A 19040-nucleotide genomic window follows, 5' to 3' on the forward strand; every position below is an offset into this window, starting at 1 on the left:
ATAGAATGGGCGGTTTCAAAAAGCTGTCAGGCAAAGCAGCTGCGCTGGACAGGGTGAATGTAGATACAGATCAGATCATACCGAAGCAATTTTTGAAAAGAATCGAGAAAACCGGATTCGGGAAATACCTATTCTATGACTGGCGCTATAAACATGGACAGCTTGATCCTGCATTTGAATTGAATAAGCCTGAAAACAGCGGCGCGGAAATTCTGGTTGCAAATGAAAACTTCGGATGCGGCTCTTCAAGAGAACATGCCCCTTGGGCTCTGCAGGACTACGGATTTAAAGCGGTCATTGCCCCCTCCTTCGCTGACATCTTCCATCAGAATTGCCTGAAAAATGGTCTGCTGCCCATCCGGCTGAGCCAGGGGGAGACAGAACAGCTCCTGCTGAAAGCAGCAGAAGCCGAGCTGGTTCTGACAGTTGATCTTGAAACACAAACTGTCTATAGTGAGGATGGTTTCTCAGCAAGCTTTCCGGTCCAGCCTTATTGGAAGACAATGCTTCTTAATGGGTGGGACGAAATTGAAATAACGCTTCAGCTTGAGAAGGAAATAGAAGCGTATGAAAAAACAAGCTAGATCCGCTCTCATGTGGATCTTCTTTTTTTTACTGCGGAAGTCAATCCATTCCCTCTTTCAAGGCTCTCTTCTTTGAATTTCTTTTTTCTTTCCGTGCGTGCTATACTATCTTCAATATTAACAGGGAAGGCGGTTTTTTCATGACTAAGCGGAACCAGAACGACAGCAGCAATATCATCCCCTTTCCCGGTCTGGAAAAACGTTTGCTTGAGAAAGGGCTCGAGAGCCTGCAGGGAAAGAATTTTTCAGATGCAATCCAGCTGTTTGAGGACGCCAAAGAGCTTGATCCGGAGAGCAGTGATATACATATAGGGCTTGTCCTTGCCTATTTTGAGGCCGGGGCGCTCAAAAAGGCCAAAAATCTTGCCAAATCCATGCTTCAGGAGGGAATCGGAGACTATTTTGAAATCGTGGACCTTTATCTGATGATCATGGTCCAGCTCCATGAATATGGGGAAATAGCGGCCACTATCGAAGCCCTTCTCCAGGAAAGGGAGATCCCGAAGGATAAACTGGAGCATTTCGCAAAAATGCTGCACTTCAGCAGGCGTATGGCGGAGGGAAGCCCGGATCCTGCTGCAGAAGAACAGCTCCGCGAAGACTACAGGGATAAGGAGCTGAACCTCCTGTCCTATCAAGATCCCAAAGAGCAGGTCCTGCTGCTGGCAAAGCTCGCAAACATCAACATCAGGCCATATCTTGAAGAGCTGAAGTCTTACCTGATTTCAGAGGAAGGGCATCCCTTCCTGAAAACAATGATTATCAATATACTGAAAGAGCAGGAATATGATAAGCCTGTGACTGTAAAAAAGCTCGGGATGAATGAAGAGTTCATCCCATCGGCACTTCATGATGTCCATGATCATAAGCAGCTGAGGGCAATTGAAGCAGCGGTAAAAGATAAACTCGAACACGAAGATCCGGTCCTGCTGGAAAATATCATTGCTTTGCTCCAGAGGCAGTTCTTCCTGTTGTACCCGTTCAAGCTGCAGCCTGATCAGCCTGACCTGTGGGCAGCTGCTTACCATCTTGTCGGATGCTCATTTTACGGCATGGATGGAGATCCGGGGGATATGGCCGGCCAATATGGGGTGGAAGAAGATACTCTTGAGGCATCCAGGATTTTTATAGGGAAGATAGAAGAAATTTCTTATCCCAATATTTGAGTATCTCTGTTGAAACAAAGATAACGTATGTTATAATATAGTGGCTGTTATGTGTAAAAATAGTTATTTTACATATCAAAAAGATGAATATGCTATGATATGAAGGCAATATTCATACAAAGTCCGCTAAAATGGTAATGACAATAGATTGTTGGAGGGAATTATAGTATGTCTGCTAAGTTTGAAAAGCTAGAAGGGAACCAAGGGGTTCTTACAATTGAAGTAGATGCAGAGAAAGTCAAAGAAGGTCTGGACGCTGCATTCAAAAAAGTGGTTGCTACTGTAAACGTGCCAGGATTCCGTAAAGGAAAAATGCCGCGCGGAATGTTCGAAAAACGCTTTGGCGTTGAATCTCTATACCAGGATGCAATTGACTTCCTTCTTCCTGAAGCATATGCAAGTGCAATTGATGAGACAGGGATCGAGCCTGTTGACCGTCCTGAAATCGATGTAGAGCAAATTGAAAAAGGCAAGAGCCTTATTTTCAAGGCAACTGTTACAGTCAAGCCTGAAGTTAAGCTTGGCGAATACAAAGGCCTTGAAGTAGAAAAGCTTGAAACAGAAGTAACTGAAGAAGATGTAAACAATGAAATCACTTCCCTTCAGGAGCGCCAGGCTGAATTGGTCGTTAAAGAAGAAGGCAAAGCTGAAAACGGCGATACAGTTGTCATGGACTTCGAAGGTTTTGTTGACGGCGAAGCATTCGAAGGCGGAAAAGCTGAGAACTATTCACTTGAGCTTGGTTCAGGCCAGTTCATCCCTGGTTTCGAAGAACAGCTTGAAGGAACAGCTGCAGGCGAATCCAAGGATGTCGAAGTGACTTTCCCTGAGGAATACCATGCTGCTGAGCTTGCCGGCAAGAAGGCAGTATTCAAGGTGACTGTTCACGAAATCAAAGGCAAAGAGCTTCCAGAGCTTGATGACGAGTTTGCAAAGGATGTTGACGAAGAGGTTGAAACTCTTGATGCCCTTAAGGAAAAAATCAGGACCCGCCTTGAAGAAAGCAAGAAGCAGGAATCTGAAAACAACCTTCGCGACACTGTAGTCGAAAAAGCTGCTGATAATGCTGAAATCGACCTGCCTGCAGTAATGATCGACAATGAAGTCGACAGAATGATGCAGGAATTCGAACAGCGCCTTCAAATGCAGGGCATGAACCTTGAGCTTTACTTCCAGTTCTCAGGCCAGGACGAAAGCGCCCTGCGCGAGCAGATGAAAGAAGAAGGCGAAAAGCGTGTACGCATCAACCTGACTCTTGAAGAGATCGCAAAAGCAGAGAACATTGAAGTAACAGACGAAGAGGTTACTGCCGAGCTTGATAAAATGGCTGAAATGTACAACATGACTGCCGATGCAATCAAGCAGGCGCTTGGAAGCCTCGACAGCGTGAAAGCAGACCTTAAAGTGAAAAAAGCTGTTGACTTCCTTATCGAAAACAGCAAAACTGCTTAATATAAAAATTTAACTTTCGCAATAGCGGCTCCGGCTGCATAGACTTTTTTAATAAAAACAAGGCGCGATTTGATCGTGCCTTGTTTTATACAATAAAAAGCAGCATATAGTATTATAAGAGCTGAAAAACAGACAGAAAAAACTCTATACATAACTGCCGTAATTAAATATCCCTTAATCGGGATTTAACTCTCTGTTTTATGGATAAGCTTATTGGGTACATATTTTTAAATGCGGATCAGCAGACAGAATTGAAACATACTTTTCTAAGAGTTATCATTTCCTGTCCAGATATTAAATGTGTTACAATGCAATACATAACTGTTAAAGTATTCTCCTGTGTGAACTGTTCCCAACCAATCGATTGACAGATAGCAATCAAAAGGACATAAAGGCACAGGGGCTGTTTTGGGATTTTCCCAGCCGTTATTCCATAAGCTGAAAAAGCTGAATAGTAAAAATTGTTTGCAGTGATCCGCAAGCTTTATATAAGGCACAGAAGTAATTCAAGGGGTGAAGGCATTGTTTAAATTTAATGATGAAAAAGGGCAATTAAAGTGTTCCTTCTGTGGGAAAACACAGGATCAAGTACGTAAATTAGTTGCCGGACCAGGTGTATATATATGTGACGAGTGCATCGAGCTCTGCACGGAAATCGTGGAAGAGGAGCTTGGCACTGAGGAAGAAGTCGAATTCAAGGATGTGCCAAAGCCGGCAGAAATCCGCGATATTCTTGACGAGTATGTAATCGGCCAGGAACAGGCAAAGAAATCTCTGTCAGTGGCTGTTTATAACCACTATAAGAGAATCAATTCAAACAGCAAGATCGATGATGTTGAGCTTTCAAAAAGTAATATCAGCATGATCGGGCCGACAGGAAGCGGTAAAACGCTCCTTGCCCAGACGCTTGCCCGTATTCTCAACGTTCCATTTGCAATTGCTGATGCTACATCTCTTACGGAAGCTGGCTATGTTGGGGAAGATGTTGAAAATATTCTCCTGAAATTGATCCAGGCTGCAGACTATGATGTTGAAAAGGCGGAAAAAGGCATTATCTATATCGATGAAATCGATAAGGTTGCTCGTAAATCTGAGAACCCCTCCATAACAAGGGATGTATCAGGTGAGGGTGTGCAGCAGGCATTGCTTAAGATTTTGGAAGGGACTGTAGCAAGTGTTCCTCCACAGGGCGGAAGAAAGCATCCGCACCAGGAATTCATTCAAATTGATACAACAAATATCCTGTTCATCTGCGGAGGTGCATTTGACGGCATCGAGCAGATCATTAAGCGCCGCCTTGGCCAGAAAGTGATCGGATTCGGTTCTGAACAGAAGCAGCAGGAGCTTGACCAGAAGGAATTGCTTTCAAAAGTTCTTCCTGAAGACCTGCTGAAATTCGGTCTGATCCCTGAATTCATCGGCCGCCTTCCAGTAATTGCCAGCCTTACTCAGCTTGATGAGGAAGCTCTTATTGAAATTCTGACAAAGCCGAAAAATGCTCTTGTTAAGCAGTATCAGAAAATGCTTGAGCTTGATGATGTTGAGCTTGAATTTGAAGAAGGTGCCCTGCATGAGATTGCGAAGAAAGCAATCGAGCGCAAAACAGGCGCCCGCGGACTCCGCTCAATCATTGAAGGCATTATGCTGGACGTCATGTTCGATCTTCCGTCCCGTGATGATATCTCTAAATGCATCATCACAAAAGAGACAGTTACAGATAACAGCGTGCCAAAGCTAGTGCTGAATGATGGTACGGTTGTGGAAGAAGAGCGTAAAACTTCTGCATGATAAAAGAATAAATAAAGCCAGGCCGGGGGTTTTCTCTGCCTGGCTTTTTTGTATTCTCTGCTGCACGTCAAGATTGTGTACAAGTCTTTGCTCAGGAAGTTTTTTACAGTGTATTCTTGTTTATTCCAACCTGTACAAGGAGATACTACCAAGTATCAGCTTGAACAAAAGTGCAGGAGGGATACTATGAGTTGGACCGGGATAGCTTTATTCATCCAGCTGTTTTTCGGGATCATTATCGGGCTTTATTTCTGGAATCTGCTAAAGAGCCAGAGGACTCAAAAGGTGTCGATCGACCGGGAGTCAAAAAAAGAAATGGACCAGCTGAAAAAAATGCGTTCCATCAGGCTGACTGAACCGCTTTCGGAAAGAGTGCGTCCGGCAAGCTTCGAAGATATCGTCGGCCAGGCAGATGGAATTAAGTCATTAAAAGCGGCACTCTGCGGACCCAATCCACAGCATGTTATCATTTATGGGCCGCCTGGAGTCGGTAAAACCGCTGCGGCAAGGCTGGTGCTGGAAGAAGCAAAGAAGCAGGACAAGTCGCCGTTTCGAAAATCTTCTGTTTTCGTTGAGCTTGATGCGACAACAGCCCGTTTTGATGAAAGGGGAATAGCAGATCCGCTGATCGGTTCTGTTCATGATCCCATCTATCAAGGTGCAGGCGCTATGGGACAGGCAGGCATTCCGCAGCCAAAGCAGGGAGCCGTCACCAATGCGCACGGGGGAGTGCTGTTCATAGATGAAATTGGCGAACTGCATCCGATCCAAATGAATAAACTGCTTAAAGTTTTAGAGGATCGCAAGGTCTTTTTGGAAAGTGCTTATTATAATGAAGAAAATACACAAATCCCTCAGCATATCCATGATATTTTTAAGAACGGGCTTCCTGCAGATTTCAGGCTTGTAGGAGCGACGACAAGGACTCCGAGTGAGATTCCGCCGGCAATCAGATCACGCTGCATGGAAGTATTTTTTAAAGAGCTCACGGAAGATGAAGTGGAAACGATCAGCAGCAAGGCGGCGGATAAGGTCAATATGCCAATCAGCGGCAAAAGCTTAAAGACACTTGCCTCATACGCACGAAACGGTCGCGAAGCGGTAAATCTTGTGCAGATATCTGCAGGGGTTGCCATTACCGAGGATAGGGATTACATAAAGGATGAGGATATTGAATGGGTCATTAACTCAAGCCAGCTCTCTCCAAGGATGGAAAGAAAAATCAGTGAAGAATCGGCAGTCGGGCTTGTAAACGGACTTGCTGTATATGGGCCCAACACAGGTGCGCTGCTGGAAATAGAAGTGACGGTCATGCCTGCAAAAGAAAAAGGTTCTATCAATATCACCGGGATTGTTGAAGAAGAAAGCATCGGGGACCGAGGAAAATCAATCCGCAGGAAGAGTATGGCAAAGGGTTCGATTGAAAATGTTTTGACCGTTTTAAAAACAATGGGAGTCCCTGCTGAAGATTATGATATCCATGTGAATTTCCCAGGCGGTGTGCCGATTGACGGTCCTTCTGCCGGGATTGCTATGGCTACCGGAATTTATTCGGCTATATATAAAAGGCCGGTGAACAGGGAAGTGGCCATGACAGGAGAAATCAGCATCCGCGGCCATGTTAAGCCGATCGGCGGAGTGTATGCCAAAGTAAAGGCTGCCCAGAAAGCCGGCGCCAGGACTGTAATCATCCCTGAAGAAAATATGCAAAGCATTTTGAAAGAGATAGAGGGAATCGATATCATTCCTGTCAGCCACCTCAGCCAGGTGTTCACTGCAGCCCTGCTGAAGGACTATGCAAGAGACCAGTCCCTCACAGCGTCAATTGAGCTTACTAAGAAAGAAAGTATGTAAAGGAGCTCCGGTTTGCAGCATATGCTTCAAACCGGAGTTTTATTTTGTTCTGGCAGGATAAAAGAGAAATAAGCTGTCTAACAGGAAATCATTCGTCATATAATCAATGAAGCAATAAGATAAGGGGGCTGACCAAGCGCCCTCCGCATTTCGTGTTGTCCAGCTGCGGGCGCTAGCCCCTCGAGACATAAGCCAATCAGGCCAGAAGGTTAAAGAACAACCTTCCGTCCTGCTTGTCTTATGCTTGTCGGGGCTGAGCAAGCGCCCTCCGCATTTCATGTTGTCCAGCTGCAGCGGCTAGAGCCTCGAGTCATAAGCCACTTTGGAACCGAAGGCAAAGAACGCCTTCAATTCCAAAGCGTCTTATGCTTGTCGGCTCTGGGCAAGCCGCTTCCGCATTTCGATTTGTCCAGCTGCGGGCGCTAGCCCCTCGAGTCATAGCCAATCAGGCCAGAAGGTTAAAGAACAACCTTCCGTCCTGCTTGTCTTATGCTTGTCGGGGCTGGGCAAGCGCCCTCCGCATTTCATGTTGTCCAGCTGCAGCGGCTAGAGCCTCGAGTCATAAGCCACTTTGGAACCGAAGGCAAAGAACGCCTTCAATTCCAAAGCGTCTTATGCTTGTCGGCTCTGGGCAAGCCGCTTCCGCATTTCGATTTGTCCAGCTGCGGGCGCTAGCCCCTCGAGTCATAAGCCAATCAGGCCAGAAGGTTAAAGAACAACCTTCCGTCCTGCTTGTCTTATGCTTGTCGGGGCTGGGCAAGCGCCCTCCGCATTTCTATTAATAGACACCCACAAATAAATAAGTTAGAATTGTACAAAGGCTTGACCTGTGATATGATGCGGGTTTGGAATGATTGTTTGGTTTCTGTTTCTCATTTTTTGCGGGCTTAGTGCAAAGAATAAGGATGAGGCAGATAATATACTGATTTGCATTTGGAGGTGCAAACTATGGCGAATAAGAAAGACATCATCGTCCCCCTCCTGCCGCTTCGGGGCTTGCTCGTCTACCCTACAATGGTCCTTCATCTGGACGTTGGGCGGGAAAGATCCGTGCAGGCGCTTGAAAAAGCAATGGTAGATGACCATCTTATTTTTTTGACGACTCAAAAGGATATTTCAATAGATGAGCCGGCGGAAGATGACTTATACAAAATGGGTACTCTTACCCGTGTAAAACAAATGCTTAAGCTTCCGAACGGCACAATCCGTGTGCTGGTGGAAGGATTGAAGAGGGCGGAAATTGCTGAGCTCACCGATGAGGGAGATCATTATACAGTCAGTGTTGAGACTTATGATGATAGAGAAGACAAGGACGCCGAAGACCAGGCACTGATGAGGACGATGCTTGAGTACTTTGAACAGTACATAAAAGTATCCAAAAAGATTTCTGCAGAAACCTATTCCTCAGTATCCGATATTGAGGAACCGGGGCGCATGGCAGATATCGTCGCTTCCCATCTGCCGCTGAAGCTGAAGGAAAAACAGGATATTCTTGAAATGATCGACGTCAAAAAAAGGCTGAACCAGGTCATAGAGATCATCCATAATGAAAAAGAGGTCCTCAATCTGGAAAAGAAGATTGGGCAGCGCGTCAAGAAAAGCATGGAAAGAACGCAGAAGGAGTATTATCTCCGGGAGCAGATGAAGGCGATTCAGAAGGAATTGGGCGATAAGGAAGGCAAAACAGGCGAAATCGCCGAGCTCAATGACAGAATTGAACAATCCGGGATGCCTGACCATGTAAAGCTTGCTGCATTAAAAGAGCTTGACCGTTATGAAAAGGTGCCTTCCAGCTCTGCTGAAAGCGCCGTTATCCGCAATTATATCGACTGGCTTGTTTCTCTGCCATGGACTGAGGCAACTGTTGATGACCTGAATATCCATAATGCCGAGCGCATCCTGAATAGGGATCATTATGGCCTTGAAAAAGTCAAGGAGCGGGTGCTTGAATATTTGGCCGTGCAAAAGCTCACCAATTCGCTTAAAGGTCCCATCCTTTGTCTGGCCGGGCCTCCGGGAGTCGGTAAGACGAGCCTTGCCAAATCGATTGCTGCATCGCTGAACCGCAACTTTGTCCGTGTTTCCCTTGGAGGGGTGCGGGACGAATCTGAAATCCGCGGACATAGAAGGACCTATGTCGGCGCCATGCCGGGCAGGATCATCCAGGGCATGAAAAAGGCAGAGACCATCAACCCGGTGTTCCTGCTTGATGAAATTGATAAAATGTCCAATGATTTCAGGGGTGACCCTTCATCAGCCATGCTGGAAGTCCTGGATCCTGAGCAGAACCATAACTTCAGCGATCATTATATTGAAGAAACATATGACCTGTCGAAGGTTATGTTCATTGCAACAGCGAATAATCTGGCAACCATACCGGGCCCTCTCCGCGACCGGATGGAAATCATCACGATTGCGGGCTATACGGAGCTTGAAAAGATCCATATAGCAAAGGACCATCTCCTGCCTAAGCAGATCAGTGAGCATGGGCTTTCTAAATCCCAGCTGCAGATCAGAGAGGACGGAATCCAGAAAATCGTCCGCTACTATACAAGAGAAGCAGGCGTACGCGGGCTCGAGCGCCAGCTGGCTTCCATCTGCCGCAAGACGGCAAAGATTATTGTTTCAGGCGAGAAAAAGAAAGTCATCATTTCTGAAAAGAATGTAGAAGACTTCCTTGGCAAGCCGAAGTTCAGATATGGCCAGGCAGAGGTCGAGGACCAGATCGGTGTTGCAACCGGCCTTGCCTATACAACAGTTGGCGGAGACACGCTGCAGATCGAAGTATCCTTATCTCCAGGCAAAGGCAAATTGGTCCTGACAGGCAAGCTTGGGGATGTCATGAAAGAATCTGCACAGACTGCATTCAGCTATGTCCGTTCAAAAGCGAAAGAGCTGGGCATCGAGGCAGATTTTTATGAAAAGTATGATATCCACATCCATGTGCCTGAAGGTGCCGTTCCAAAAGACGGCCCATCTGCAGGGATTACCATCACTACAGCCCTTGTTTCAGCGCTGTCGGGGAATCCGATACGCAAAGAAGTGGGGATGACAGGAGAAATAACGCTCCGCGGACGGGTCTTGCCGATCGGTGGAGTGAAAGAAAAAACTTTAAGTGCCCATAGAGCGGGATTGACTAAAATTATCCTTCCTAAAGATAATGAAAAAGATATTGATGATATTCCAGAGAGTGTCCGCGACGAATTGGATTTTGTTCTCGTATCACATGTTGACGAAGTTCTCAAGCACGCCCTGAATGGAGTGCACAGCAATGAAAGTAAATAGTGCTGAAATCGTTATAAGTGCGGTCAAGCCGGCACAATATCCTGAGGAGTCCCTGCCCGAGTTCGCCCTGGCAGGGAGATCCAATGTCGGCAAATCCTCATTTATAAACAAGATGCTTAACCGCAAGAACCTGGCGAGGACATCCTCAAAGCCAGGGAAAACCCAGACATTGAATTTTTATCTGATCAATGAAATGATGCATTTTGTCGATGTCCCGGGATATGGCTATGCCAAAGTTTCCAAAAAGGAGCGCGAAGCATGGGGCAGGATGATTGAAACCTATTTTACCTCTAGGGAGCAGCTGAAGGCAGCTGTCCTGATCGTCGACTTGCGCCATCCTCCTACCAAGGATGATATTATGATGTACGATTTCCTGAAGCACCACGGCATCCGATGCATCATCATTGCCACAAAGGCTGATAAAATTCCTAAAACAAAAAGGCAGAAGCATTTTAAAATTACGAAAGAGACTCTGGAGCTTGAACCTGGAGACGAAATTGTTTTGTTCTCATCCGAGACCGGTGAAGGCAAGGATGAGGCCTGGGGGATTCTCAAGAAATATATGCAGAGCTAAAAAACGCCGATTCGGGCGTTTTTTTTTGCCAAAAACAGTTTCTTTTGCTTCTGTATGGCGGCCTTTCTGGAGGAAATGGGAGAAGAGGGCAGTATATGCCTCCATTTAATAGCATTGCATAGCTGAGCGGCTGTCAGGCCAGTATGGGCGTTAATGACTGAAAATATAGCTAAATTTGAATTTTGTGGCAAAAGTAAGTGTAATGTTATGGTAATAAGGGTAATAAGTTTGAAATGAAATTCAGAAAACATTGAGGGGGAAAACAATTGAAAAAATGGATCATAGCTGTTGTAATTTTATGCTGTGCCGCTGTTCTCGGAGCGTGCGGGACAAAGGAGGCATCCTCCGGGGGGGCAGAGCTTGCAGACGGAGGTAAGTTTACATATGCTGCATCAGGTGAATTCAAGCCTTTCAGCGTGACAGAGGCAGATGGGACAATGACCGGCTTTGACATCGAAGTCGGAGAAGCGGTGGCCAAAGAGCTGGGCCTTGAACCTGTCCAGAAAAAATTCAAGTTTGGCGGAATTGTGGAAGGAGTCAAATCAGGGCGATTCGATGCTGCTGTAGCGAGCCACACCATCAATGAAGACAGACTGAAGGCGGTTAATTTCTCTATTCCTTATTATTACTCAGGGCCGCAGATCTTTGTCCGCCCGGACAGTTCAGCAGAAAGCCTGGATGATCTGAAGGATTTGGAAGTAGCCGTATCCAAAGGCTCTACCTATGCAGATTCTGCTGAAGAGGTGACTGATAACATCATTTTTTACGACAGTGATGTTACTGCGCTTGAAGCATTGAGCAGGGGGAAGCATGACGCAGTAATCACAGATTTTATCACAGGTAAAGAAGCCATTGGTTCCGGCATGGAAATCGAAGGCAGGGAGCTGCTTGGCCGCAGTGAGCAGGCGATTGCAGTAGCAAAGGATAATGAAGAGCTGCTCGAGAAAATCAATGAAGCGCTTGAAAAGCTCCATGAGGACGGAACATTGACAGAAATCAGCAAGAAGTACATCGGTGAGGATATCACAGTAGACCCTGAAAAGGAATAAAGGGGGCAGGCGAATGTACCGCACTTGCATTCGCCTCTTTCTGTACATAAAACACTTAATATTACAGTTAAAGAGAGGAAAAGCCTATGGAACTTGCCGGAAAGTTTATAGAAACATATCCCGTTTTTTTAAGGGGCATGATTCTTACCTTTGAACTGACGATTGTTTCTATTTTTATTGCCATCTTCATCGGGCTGTTTTTTGCCTTTTTGAAAATCTCGCGAATCAAGATACTTGAATGGATTGCCGACCTATATATATTCCTTGTCAGGGGAACGCCTTTAGTCGTCCAAATCTTTATTTTTTACTTTGGCCTGACGTCGCTGGATATTTCGCAATTCCTGTCCGTTGTCCTCGGACTCGCCTTTCATAATGGCGCCTATATTGCCGAGATCTTCCGGGGTTCCATTCAGTCCATTGAAAAAGGGCAGATGGAGGCGGGCAGGTCGCTCGGCATGTCAGCCGGGCTGGCTATGAGAAGGATCATACTTCCGCAGGCAGTGCGCAGGGCACTGCCGCCGCTTGGAAACCAATTCATCATTGCACTGAAGGATTCTTCCCTTGCGTCGTTTATCGGAATGTATGAGCTCTTTAATGTAGCTACGACTTATGGATCAAATGAATATGACTATATGAGCTATCTTCTGATCGTGGCAGTCTACTACCTCATTCTGGTGCTCATAGTCTCATTCGTGGTCAGCATAATTGAAAAACGGATGGCGATCAGCGATTAAGAAGGAGGCTTTTGCCAGATGGAAGATGCAATCATGATAAAAGTGGAGAAACTGAACAAATCCTTTGGAGACCTTCATGTCTTGAAGGATATAGATATGACAGTGAAAGAAAGTGATGTAGTCTGTTTGATCGGGGCAAGCGGGTCAGGAAAAAGCACGCTGCTGCGATGCCTCAATTTCCTTGAAATGAAGGACAGCGGAAGCATTGTCATTGAAGGGGAGAAGGTTGAAAAAGAAACGCATGACCTGAACAGGATACGCTCAAAAGTGGGGATGGTGTTCCAGCATTTCTATCTTTTCCCCCACCGGACTGTCCTCGAGAATGTGATGGAGGCCCCGGTCTTTGTAAAGAAAGTGCCAAAGGAGCAGGCCAGGAAAGAGGCAAAAGAGCTCCTGAAAAAAGTAGGATTATCAGATAAAGAGGACGTATATCCCGCCAAGCTGTCAGGGGGGCAGAAGCAAAGGGTGGCCATTGCAAGGGCATTGGCCATGAAGCCTGATATCATGCTGTTTGACGAACCGACATCTGCGCTTGACCCCGAGCTGGTCGGTGAAGTGCTTGCCACCATGAAGGACCTTGCGAAGGAAGGGATGACCATGATTGTCGTGACCCATGAAATGGGCTTTGCGAGAGAAGTCGCCGATTTTGCGGTATATATGCATGAAGGAAGAATTGTCGAGGTAGGTCATCCGGAGCAGCTGTTTTTGAACCCGAAGGAAGAGCGGACAAAAAGCTTCCTTGATTCTGTGCTGTAAGGCAATGGAGATTTTTGAATAAAGGAAGATAAAACACCCGGCCGGGTGTTTTATCTTTGTGCAAGTGTGGAATGATAGGCAGTATAAGCCTACTTTTTCTTTGATAACAGCAGGTACAGGCCCACCAGCACAAGCGCAGCCGGCCAGAATCTTAAGATGGATAATAGGCCCGGCCCCAATGGTCCTAAAATGTTTTCTGCTTTGTCATTGAATAGAAGCAGGATGCTGATGGACAGGAAAAGCAGCCCCTGGACAAAGCCTGCCCCCGTCTTTTGGGCCCTGAGCAGGAACCCGAGGGCGATGATCAGGATGAAGGTGCCGATATGGTCTGGCCACACTTCGAGGCGGCTTACAATATGGAAGTGCAATCCAAACCCTGCCAGGATGGCGCCGGGAAGGATCGCTTCATAATCTCTGGCTCCGTAGCCCTGGAATAGAAAAGCAATACCGATGATCAATAATAGTGTCGGCCAGGAATAGAATTCCTGGAATAATTGTACGTTTGAGCGCTGCATCAGGAAATAGGCGCCGAAGCCTATAAGGATAATTCCTGGGAAAATCCGCTGGTTTTTCATTTTTACACCACTTCCAGTAAGGTTCACTTGAATCCCGGCTTTATTTTTGGTACTGTACATAAGTAAGCCTTTTTGTCGATATATGTAATTTGGGCTAAGGCTTTCTGCTCCTGCAGGCTTCTTTTTGAGCCATGCAGCAAGAGCACCTTTCAATCATTTATATTACCATATGAGTTCATTATCTGTTCACAATTTCACACGAAAAAAATGTTATAATTATAGTATTGAATTACGTACTTAGCTGGGGGTGCAAACACTTTATGCATATTATTGTAGCAGGTCTTAACTATAAAACTGCCCCTGTCGAAATCCGCGAGCGTTTGACATTCAATCCGGACTCTCTGGGGGATGCCATGACGGCATTGAACAGCAAAAAGAGCATCCTGGAAAATGTTATCCTTTCTACTTGCAACCGCACTGAAATATACGCAGTGGTCGATCAGCTTCATACCGGCCGCTATTATATAAAAGAATTTTTGTCTGAGTGGTTTGATATGGCCCATGAAGAATTCTCTCCGTATCTGTTTGTTTATGAACAGGATGGTGCTGTAGAGCATCTGTTTAAAGTTGCCTGCGGATTGGATTCCATGGTTCTTGGCGAAACGCAGATTCTTGGACAAGTGCGTTCAAGCTTCCTGGCTTCACAGGAAAAGCAGGCGACAGGCACTGTATTTAATCAGCTTTTCAAGCAGGCTGTTACATTGGCGAAGAAGGCCCATTCTGAAACTGAAATTGGCGCAAATGCGGTTTCGGTCAGTTATGCTGCCGTCGAGCTGGCTAAAAAGATATTCGGATCTCTTGACCGGAAGCATGTCCTTGTCCTTGGTGCAGGGAAAATGGGAGAGCTGGCCATTCAGAACCTGCATGCCAACGGGGCTAGCAAGGTGACTGTCATCAACCGCACATTTGAAAAGGCCCGGGATCTGGCGAGCCGCTTCCACGGTGAAGCCAAGACCCTCCAGGAGCTGCAGTGCGCTTTAATGGAAGCTGATATACTGATCAGCTCTACAGGTGCAAAGGAATTCGTCATTACGAAAGAGATGATGGTCCATGTAGAGAAGATGCGCAAAGGCAAACCGCTCTTTATGGTGGATATTGCCGTGCCGCGCGATCTTGATCCAAAGCTTTCTGAGCTGGACAGCGTCTTCCTTTATGATATTGACGATCTGGAAGGCATTGTAGAAGCCAACCTCCAGGAACGCAAAAAAGCGGCAGCAGCCATCATGATGCTGATTGAAGGCGAGATTGTGGAATTCAAGCAGTGGCTCAACCTCCTTGGGGTTGTTCCTGTCATTTCCGCCCTGCGTGAGAAGGCTTTGGCCATTCAGTCCGAAACCATGAACAGCATTGAAAGAAAACTGCCTCATCTCAGTGAGCGCGATAAAAAAGTGCTGAACAAACACACGAAGAGCATCATCAACCAGATGCTGAAAGACCCAATCCTGCAGGCCAAGGAAATGGCTGCACAGGCTGATGCCGATAAAGCGCTGGATTTATTTGTAAAAATCTTCAATATAGAAGACCTTGTTGCAGAACATGATGATGAAGTGAAGGCAGCAGAACCAATGCGGGCAGCAGTGAAGCCAGCCGTGCCTTCTTTTCAGTCATAAGCGGGGTTCTGGGCAATGTTTGACATCTATATGACAAGGCTGCATGAGTTAACAGTCGTTCTGTATGCTTTATGCGTGCTTTTATACTTCATCGACTTTCTTCACAATAACCGGAAGGCCAACAGGGTTGCCTTCTGGTTACTTGCATTTGTGTGGATTCTGCAGACTGTTTTTCTGTTTTTGTACATGAAAAATACAGGGCGTTTCCCGGTGCTGACCATATTTGAAGGGCTTTATTTTTATGCCTGGGTGCTTATCACTCTTTCACTCGGAATCAACCGCCTTCTGAGAGTGGATTTCATCGTCTTCTTCACTAATGTGCTCGGCTTTGTCATCATGGCCATCCACACTTTTGCACCCGTTCAGTACGAATCTGAAGTCATGGCCCAGCAGCTCGTCTCGGAATTGCTCCTGATCCACATAACAGTCGCAATCCTTTCATATGGCGCCTTTTCACTGTCATTTGTCTTCTCTTTGCTGTATCTTATTCAGTATGACCTGCTAAAGAGGAAAAAATGGGGATCCAGGCTTCTGAGAATTGCAGATTTATCAAAGCTTGAGCATATGTCATATGTATTAAATGTAATCGGTGTACCGATGCTGATTATAAGCCTGATCCTCGGGACGCAATGGGCTTATATCAAGGTACCAGATATGCATTGGTATGATGCGAAAGTCATTGGCTCATTCATCGTGCTGGGCGTATACAGCGTATACCTTTACGTGAGGGTGGCAAGGGGCTTTTCAGGCAAATCGCTGGCCCTGTGGAATCTCGCATCCTTTTTAATTGTACTTATCAACTTTTTCCTGTTTGGAAGGCTTTCATCCTTCCACTTCTGGAGCTCATAATAATGATTTATATCAGGGGGCTTGGCAAGAGCCTTGCCCCCTATACATAGGAGGCTGTCATGAGAAAAATTATAGTCGGTTCTAGGCGCAGCAAGCTTGCATTAACACAGACAAACTGGGTGATGGACCAGTTGAAGAAGATAGACGATTCTTTCGAGTTTGAAGTGAAAGAAATCGTGACAAAAGGAGATCAGATCCTTGATGTGACCTTATCCAAGGTTGGCGGAAAAGGCTTATTTGTAAAAGAAATCGAGCAGGCTATGCTTGATGAGGAAATCGATATGGCAGTCCACAGCATGAAGGATATGCCCGCTGTCCTGCCGGAAGGCCTTGTGATAGGCTCTATTCCTGAAAGGGAGGATCACCGTGATGCATTGATTTCAAAAGGGCATCAGACACTGGATCAGCTTGAGCCGGGAGCGGTTGTCGGCACCAGCAGCCTGCGCAGAGGAGCACAGCTGCTTGCAAAGCGCCCGGATCTTGAAATCAAATGGATAAGGGGCAATATTGATACGAGGCTCGCAAAGCTTGAAACAGAGGAGTACGATGCCATCATTCTCGCTGCAGCCGGACTGTCAAGAATGGGATGGACAACTGATACTGTTTCGGAATTCCTTGAGCCGGAAGTCTGCCTGCCGGCCGTTGGCCAGGGGGCATTGTCCATTGAGTGCCGCGAGAGCGATAAGGAGCTGCTTGAGCTGCTGAGCAAGTTCACTTGCGGGACAACAAACCAGACAGTCCGTGCTGAGCGTGCATTCCTTCATAAAATGGAGGGCGGATGCCAGGTTCCGATTGCAGGATATGCTGTTCTGAATGAGCAGGATGAAATTGAGCTTACAGGCCTTGTGGCTTCACCGGACGGAAAAAAGATTTATAAAGAAAAAGTGACTGGGGCTGATCCTGTAGAAGTCGGCCTGAGAACTGCGGAAAAGCTGATTGAAAAAGGCGCCAAAAAGCTTATTGATGATGTAAAAAAGGAGCTTGACGGAGAATGACCGGGGAGAGCCTTCCCCTTGCAGGCAAAAAAGTGCTTGTACCCAGGGGGAAGGATCAGGCCGGACCTTTTTCTGAGCTGATCCGCAGCTATGGCGGCATACCGGTGGAAATACCGCTGCTTGCTTTCAGGCCGGCGGAGGTAACAGAAGAAATCCTTCATGCCGTCAGGGAGCTTCCTACATACGATTGGGTCATTTTTACCAGTAAAAATGCCCTTGAAACTTTTATTTCCTTTACCGGGAGAAATGCCGCTTTTCCCAAGATTGCCGCCATTGGCACAAAAACAGAGAGGGCCGCAGAGGAGTCAGGGCTTGCTGTCAGCTTTACTCCGGAGGAATTTGCTGCAGAAGGATTTATTGATGAGTTCCTTCCCTTTGCCGAAAAAGGCATGAAGGTGCTGATCCCCAAAGGGAATAAAGCAAGAAGCTATATTGCAGACCAGCTTAGGAAGGCAGGGGCAGAGCCGCAGGAAATCATTATATATGAAACCGGATTTCCTGAAGATAGCGGAGAAAAGCTCGCAGTCATGCTGAAAAATAGATCATTGGATGTGCTGGCCTTCACTAGCCCGTCGACTGTAGATCATTTTATGGAGATAGTCCGCAAGACGGGTGCTGAAGCAGCTATCAAGGGCTGCCTTGTGGCCTGCATCGGCCCGGTTACGCAGAAAAGAGCGGAAGAACTCGGGCTTGATGTCCATGTGGTCCCTGCCGGATATACGATTGAAGATTTGGCAAAAAGCATAGCAGCTGATTTGAATCAGAGGAGGAAATGAAATGGATATGCAGTTCAAAAGATACCGCCGTTTACGGCAGTCAGCCAGCATGAGAGCGCTTGTAAGAGAAAATCATCTTCGTATTGATGATTTAATTTATCCGATATTCGCCGCAGAAGGAGAAAACATTAAAAGGGAAATCCCTTCAATGCCTGGCCAGTATAACCTTTCCCTTGACCGCATTGAGGAAGAAATGGAAGAGATTGTATCATTAGGGATCAAATCCATTCTCTTATTCGGAATTCCGCTTGAAAAAGACGAATGCGGCCAGCAGGCTTATCATGATCATGGGATTGTCCAGGAGGCAACAAGACTGATCAAGTCCAAATTTCCCGAGGTGGTCATCATCGCCGATACCTGCCTGTGCGAATACACAAGCCATGGTCATTGCGGGCTGATAGAGGATGGAAAAGTCCTGAACGACTCGTCTCTTGAACTCCTCGTCCAGACTGCAGTCAGCCAGGCGAAAGCAGGCGCTGACATCATCGCACCTTCCAATATGATGGATGGATTTGTTGCAGCCATCAGGGCCGGGCTTGATGAGGCGGGCTTCCAGGATGTGCCGGTCATGTCTTACGCAGTCAAATATTCTTCGGCATTCTACGGCCCGTTCCGTGATGCAGCCGGCAGCACGCCTCAATTTGGCGACCGGAAAGCTTATCAGATGGACCCTGCCAACCGCATGGAGGCTCTCAGGGAAGCAGAAGCAGATCTTGCAGAAGGTGCAGACTTCCTGATTGTAAAGCCTGGAATGCCTTATCTGGACATTGTAAGAGACGTGAAAAATGCAGTGAACCTGCCAATGGTCATCTATAATGTGAGCGGCGAATATTCAATGGTGAAAGCAGCAGCGCAAAATGGCTGGATTGACGAGAAAAACATTGTAATGGAGATGCTGACCGGAATGAAGCGTGCCGGTTCAGATTTAATCATCACCTACCATGCCAAAGATGCTGCAAGATGGATTAAAGAACAGCAGTAATGCCAGTAAAG

General features: G+C 46.5%; 16 protein-coding genes. 15 read left to right on the forward strand and 1 reads right to left on the reverse strand.

Annotated features, from left to right (window positions below; genetic code table 11):
* The first annotated feature begins 5 nt into the window (after window positions 1–5).
* The 10 genes from leuD to FZD51_RS04275 all read left to right on the forward strand — a co-directional run bounded on the left by leuD (window position 6) and on the right by FZD51_RS04275 (window position 13242).
* Window positions 6–584, forward strand: a complete 579-nt coding sequence (gene leuD, locus FZD51_RS04230; protein WP_148973622.1) for a 3-isopropylmalate dehydratase small subunit — start codon at window positions 6–8, stop codon at window positions 582–584.
* 140 nt (window positions 585–724) lie between these two features.
* Window positions 725–1750 (forward strand): tetratricopeptide repeat protein, encoded by a 1026-nt coding sequence (locus FZD51_RS04235; protein ID WP_148973623.1) that lies wholly within the window; start codon window positions 725–727, stop codon window positions 1748–1750.
* A gap of 168 nt (window positions 1751–1918) precedes the next feature.
* Window positions 1919–3202 (forward strand): trigger factor, encoded by a 1284-nt coding sequence (gene tig / locus FZD51_RS04240; protein WP_148973624.1) that lies wholly within the window; start codon window positions 1919–1921, stop codon window positions 3200–3202.
* 522 nt (window positions 3203–3724) lie between these two features.
* On the forward strand, window positions 3725–4990 hold the full coding sequence (gene clpX, locus FZD51_RS04245) for an ATP-dependent protease ATP-binding subunit ClpX (RefSeq protein ID WP_022544244.1): 1266 nt from the start codon (window positions 3725–3727) through the stop codon (window positions 4988–4990).
* 186 nt (window positions 4991–5176) lie between these two features.
* On the forward strand, window positions 5177–6844 hold the full coding sequence (lonB, locus tag FZD51_RS04250; RefSeq protein ID WP_148973625.1) for an ATP-dependent protease LonB: 1668 nt from the start codon (window positions 5177–5179) through the stop codon (window positions 6842–6844).
* 948 nt (window positions 6845–7792) lie between these two features.
* Complete coding sequence (lon, locus tag FZD51_RS04255; protein WP_148973626.1) at window positions 7793–10129, forward strand: endopeptidase La; 2337 nt, start codon at window positions 7793–7795, stop codon at window positions 10127–10129.
* On the forward strand, window positions 10116–10703 hold the full coding sequence (gene yihA, locus FZD51_RS04260; RefSeq protein WP_148973627.1) for a ribosome biogenesis GTP-binding protein YihA/YsxC: 588 nt from the start codon (window positions 10116–10118) through the stop codon (window positions 10701–10703). The genes lon and yihA overlap by 14 nt, the downstream gene beginning before the upstream one ends.
* A gap of 266 nt (window positions 10704–10969) precedes the next feature.
* Entirely contained in the window at window positions 10970–11752 is a 783-nt protein-coding gene (locus tag FZD51_RS04265; RefSeq protein ID WP_148973628.1) for a transporter substrate-binding domain-containing protein, read from the forward strand.
* An 86-nt stretch (window positions 11753–11838) separates the two neighbouring features.
* Window positions 11839–12486 carry an amino acid ABC transporter permease gene (locus tag FZD51_RS04270; RefSeq protein WP_129612141.1) on the forward strand — a complete coding sequence of 216 codons (648 nt, stop codon included), beginning with the start codon at window positions 11839–11841 and terminating at the stop codon, window positions 12484–12486.
* A gap of 18 nt (window positions 12487–12504) precedes the next feature.
* Complete coding sequence (locus tag FZD51_RS04275) at window positions 12505–13242, forward strand: amino acid ABC transporter ATP-binding protein (RefSeq protein ID WP_148973629.1); 738 nt, start codon at window positions 12505–12507, stop codon at window positions 13240–13242.
* A gap of 89 nt (window positions 13243–13331) precedes the next feature.
* Here FZD51_RS04275 and FZD51_RS04280 read toward each other — a convergent pair whose 3' ends face one another.
* Window positions 13332–13817 carry a LiaI-LiaF-like domain-containing protein gene (locus tag FZD51_RS04280; protein WP_148973704.1) on the reverse strand — a complete coding sequence of 162 codons (486 nt, stop codon included), beginning with the start codon at window positions 13815–13817 and terminating at the stop codon, window positions 13332–13334.
* 260 nt (window positions 13818–14077) lie between these two features.
* Between FZD51_RS04280 and hemA the strand changes: the two genes are divergently transcribed.
* From hemA to hemB, 5 genes are read left to right on the forward strand one after another with little or no spacing between them, the layout of a single operon-like run.
* A complete protein-coding gene (gene hemA, locus FZD51_RS04285; protein WP_148973630.1) occupies window positions 14078–15427 on the forward strand; it encodes a glutamyl-tRNA reductase in 1350 nt (449 codons plus the stop codon).
* A gap of 15 nt (window positions 15428–15442) precedes the next feature.
* Window positions 15443–16276 (forward strand): cytochrome c biogenesis protein, encoded by an 834-nt coding sequence (locus FZD51_RS04290; RefSeq protein ID WP_009796061.1) that lies wholly within the window; start codon window positions 15443–15445, stop codon window positions 16274–16276.
* Window positions 16277–16335: 59 nt separating this feature from the next.
* Complete coding sequence (hemC, locus tag FZD51_RS04295; RefSeq protein ID WP_148973631.1) at window positions 16336–17271, forward strand: hydroxymethylbilane synthase; 936 nt, start codon at window positions 16336–16338, stop codon at window positions 17269–17271.
* Complete coding sequence (locus FZD51_RS04300; protein WP_148973632.1) at window positions 17268–18047, forward strand: uroporphyrinogen-III synthase; 780 nt, start codon at window positions 17268–17270, stop codon at window positions 18045–18047. The genes hemC and FZD51_RS04300 overlap by 4 nt, the downstream gene beginning before the upstream one ends.
* 1 nt (window position 18048) lies before the next feature.
* Complete coding sequence (gene hemB, locus FZD51_RS04305) at window positions 18049–19029, forward strand: porphobilinogen synthase (protein ID WP_148973633.1); 981 nt, start codon at window positions 18049–18051, stop codon at window positions 19027–19029.
* Window positions 19030–19040: the final 11 nt, after the last annotated feature.

Source organism: Bacillus infantis (genome assembly GCF_008180445.1).
GTDB classification, from domain to species: Bacteria; Bacillota; Bacilli; order Bacillales; family Cytobacillaceae; genus Bacillus_AB; species Bacillus_AB infantis_B.

Coding starts and splice junctions, on each gene's coding strand:
- lon (WP_148973626.1), top strand. CDS start 7,793: ATGGCGAATAAGAAAGACATCATCGTCCCCCTCCTGCCGCTTCGGGGC.
- hemC (WP_148973631.1), top strand. CDS start 16,336: ATGAGAAAAATTATAGTCGGTTCTAGGCGCAGCAAGCTTGCATTAACA.
- leuD (WP_148973622.1), top strand. CDS start 6: ATGGGCGGTTTCAAAAAGCTGTCAGGCAAAGCAGCTGCGCTGGACAGG.
- FZD51_RS04235 (WP_148973623.1), top strand. CDS start 725: ATGACTAAGCGGAACCAGAACGACAGCAGCAATATCATCCCCTTTCCC.
- yihA (WP_148973627.1), top strand. CDS start 10,116: ATGAAAGTAAATAGTGCTGAAATCGTTATAAGTGCGGTCAAGCCGGCA.
- FZD51_RS04270 (WP_129612141.1), top strand. CDS start 11,839: ATGGAACTTGCCGGAAAGTTTATAGAAACATATCCCGTTTTTTTAAGG.
- FZD51_RS04290 (WP_009796061.1), top strand. CDS start 15,443: ATGTTTGACATCTATATGACAAGGCTGCATGAGTTAACAGTCGTTCTG.
- FZD51_RS04280 (WP_148973704.1), bottom strand. CDS start 13,817: ATGAAAAACCAGCGGATTTTCCCAGGAATTATCCTTATAGGCTTCGGC.
- FZD51_RS04275 (WP_148973629.1), top strand. CDS start 12,505: ATGGAAGATGCAATCATGATAAAAGTGGAGAAACTGAACAAATCCTTT.
- tig (WP_148973624.1), top strand. CDS start 1,919: ATGTCTGCTAAGTTTGAAAAGCTAGAAGGGAACCAAGGGGTTCTTACA.
- lonB (WP_148973625.1), top strand. CDS start 5,177: ATGAGTTGGACCGGGATAGCTTTATTCATCCAGCTGTTTTTCGGGATC.
- hemA (WP_148973630.1), top strand. CDS start 14,078: ATGCATATTATTGTAGCAGGTCTTAACTATAAAACTGCCCCTGTCGAA.
- FZD51_RS04300 (WP_148973632.1), top strand. CDS start 17,268: ATGACCGGGGAGAGCCTTCCCCTTGCAGGCAAAAAAGTGCTTGTACCC.
- hemB (WP_148973633.1), top strand. CDS start 18,049: ATGGATATGCAGTTCAAAAGATACCGCCGTTTACGGCAGTCAGCCAGC.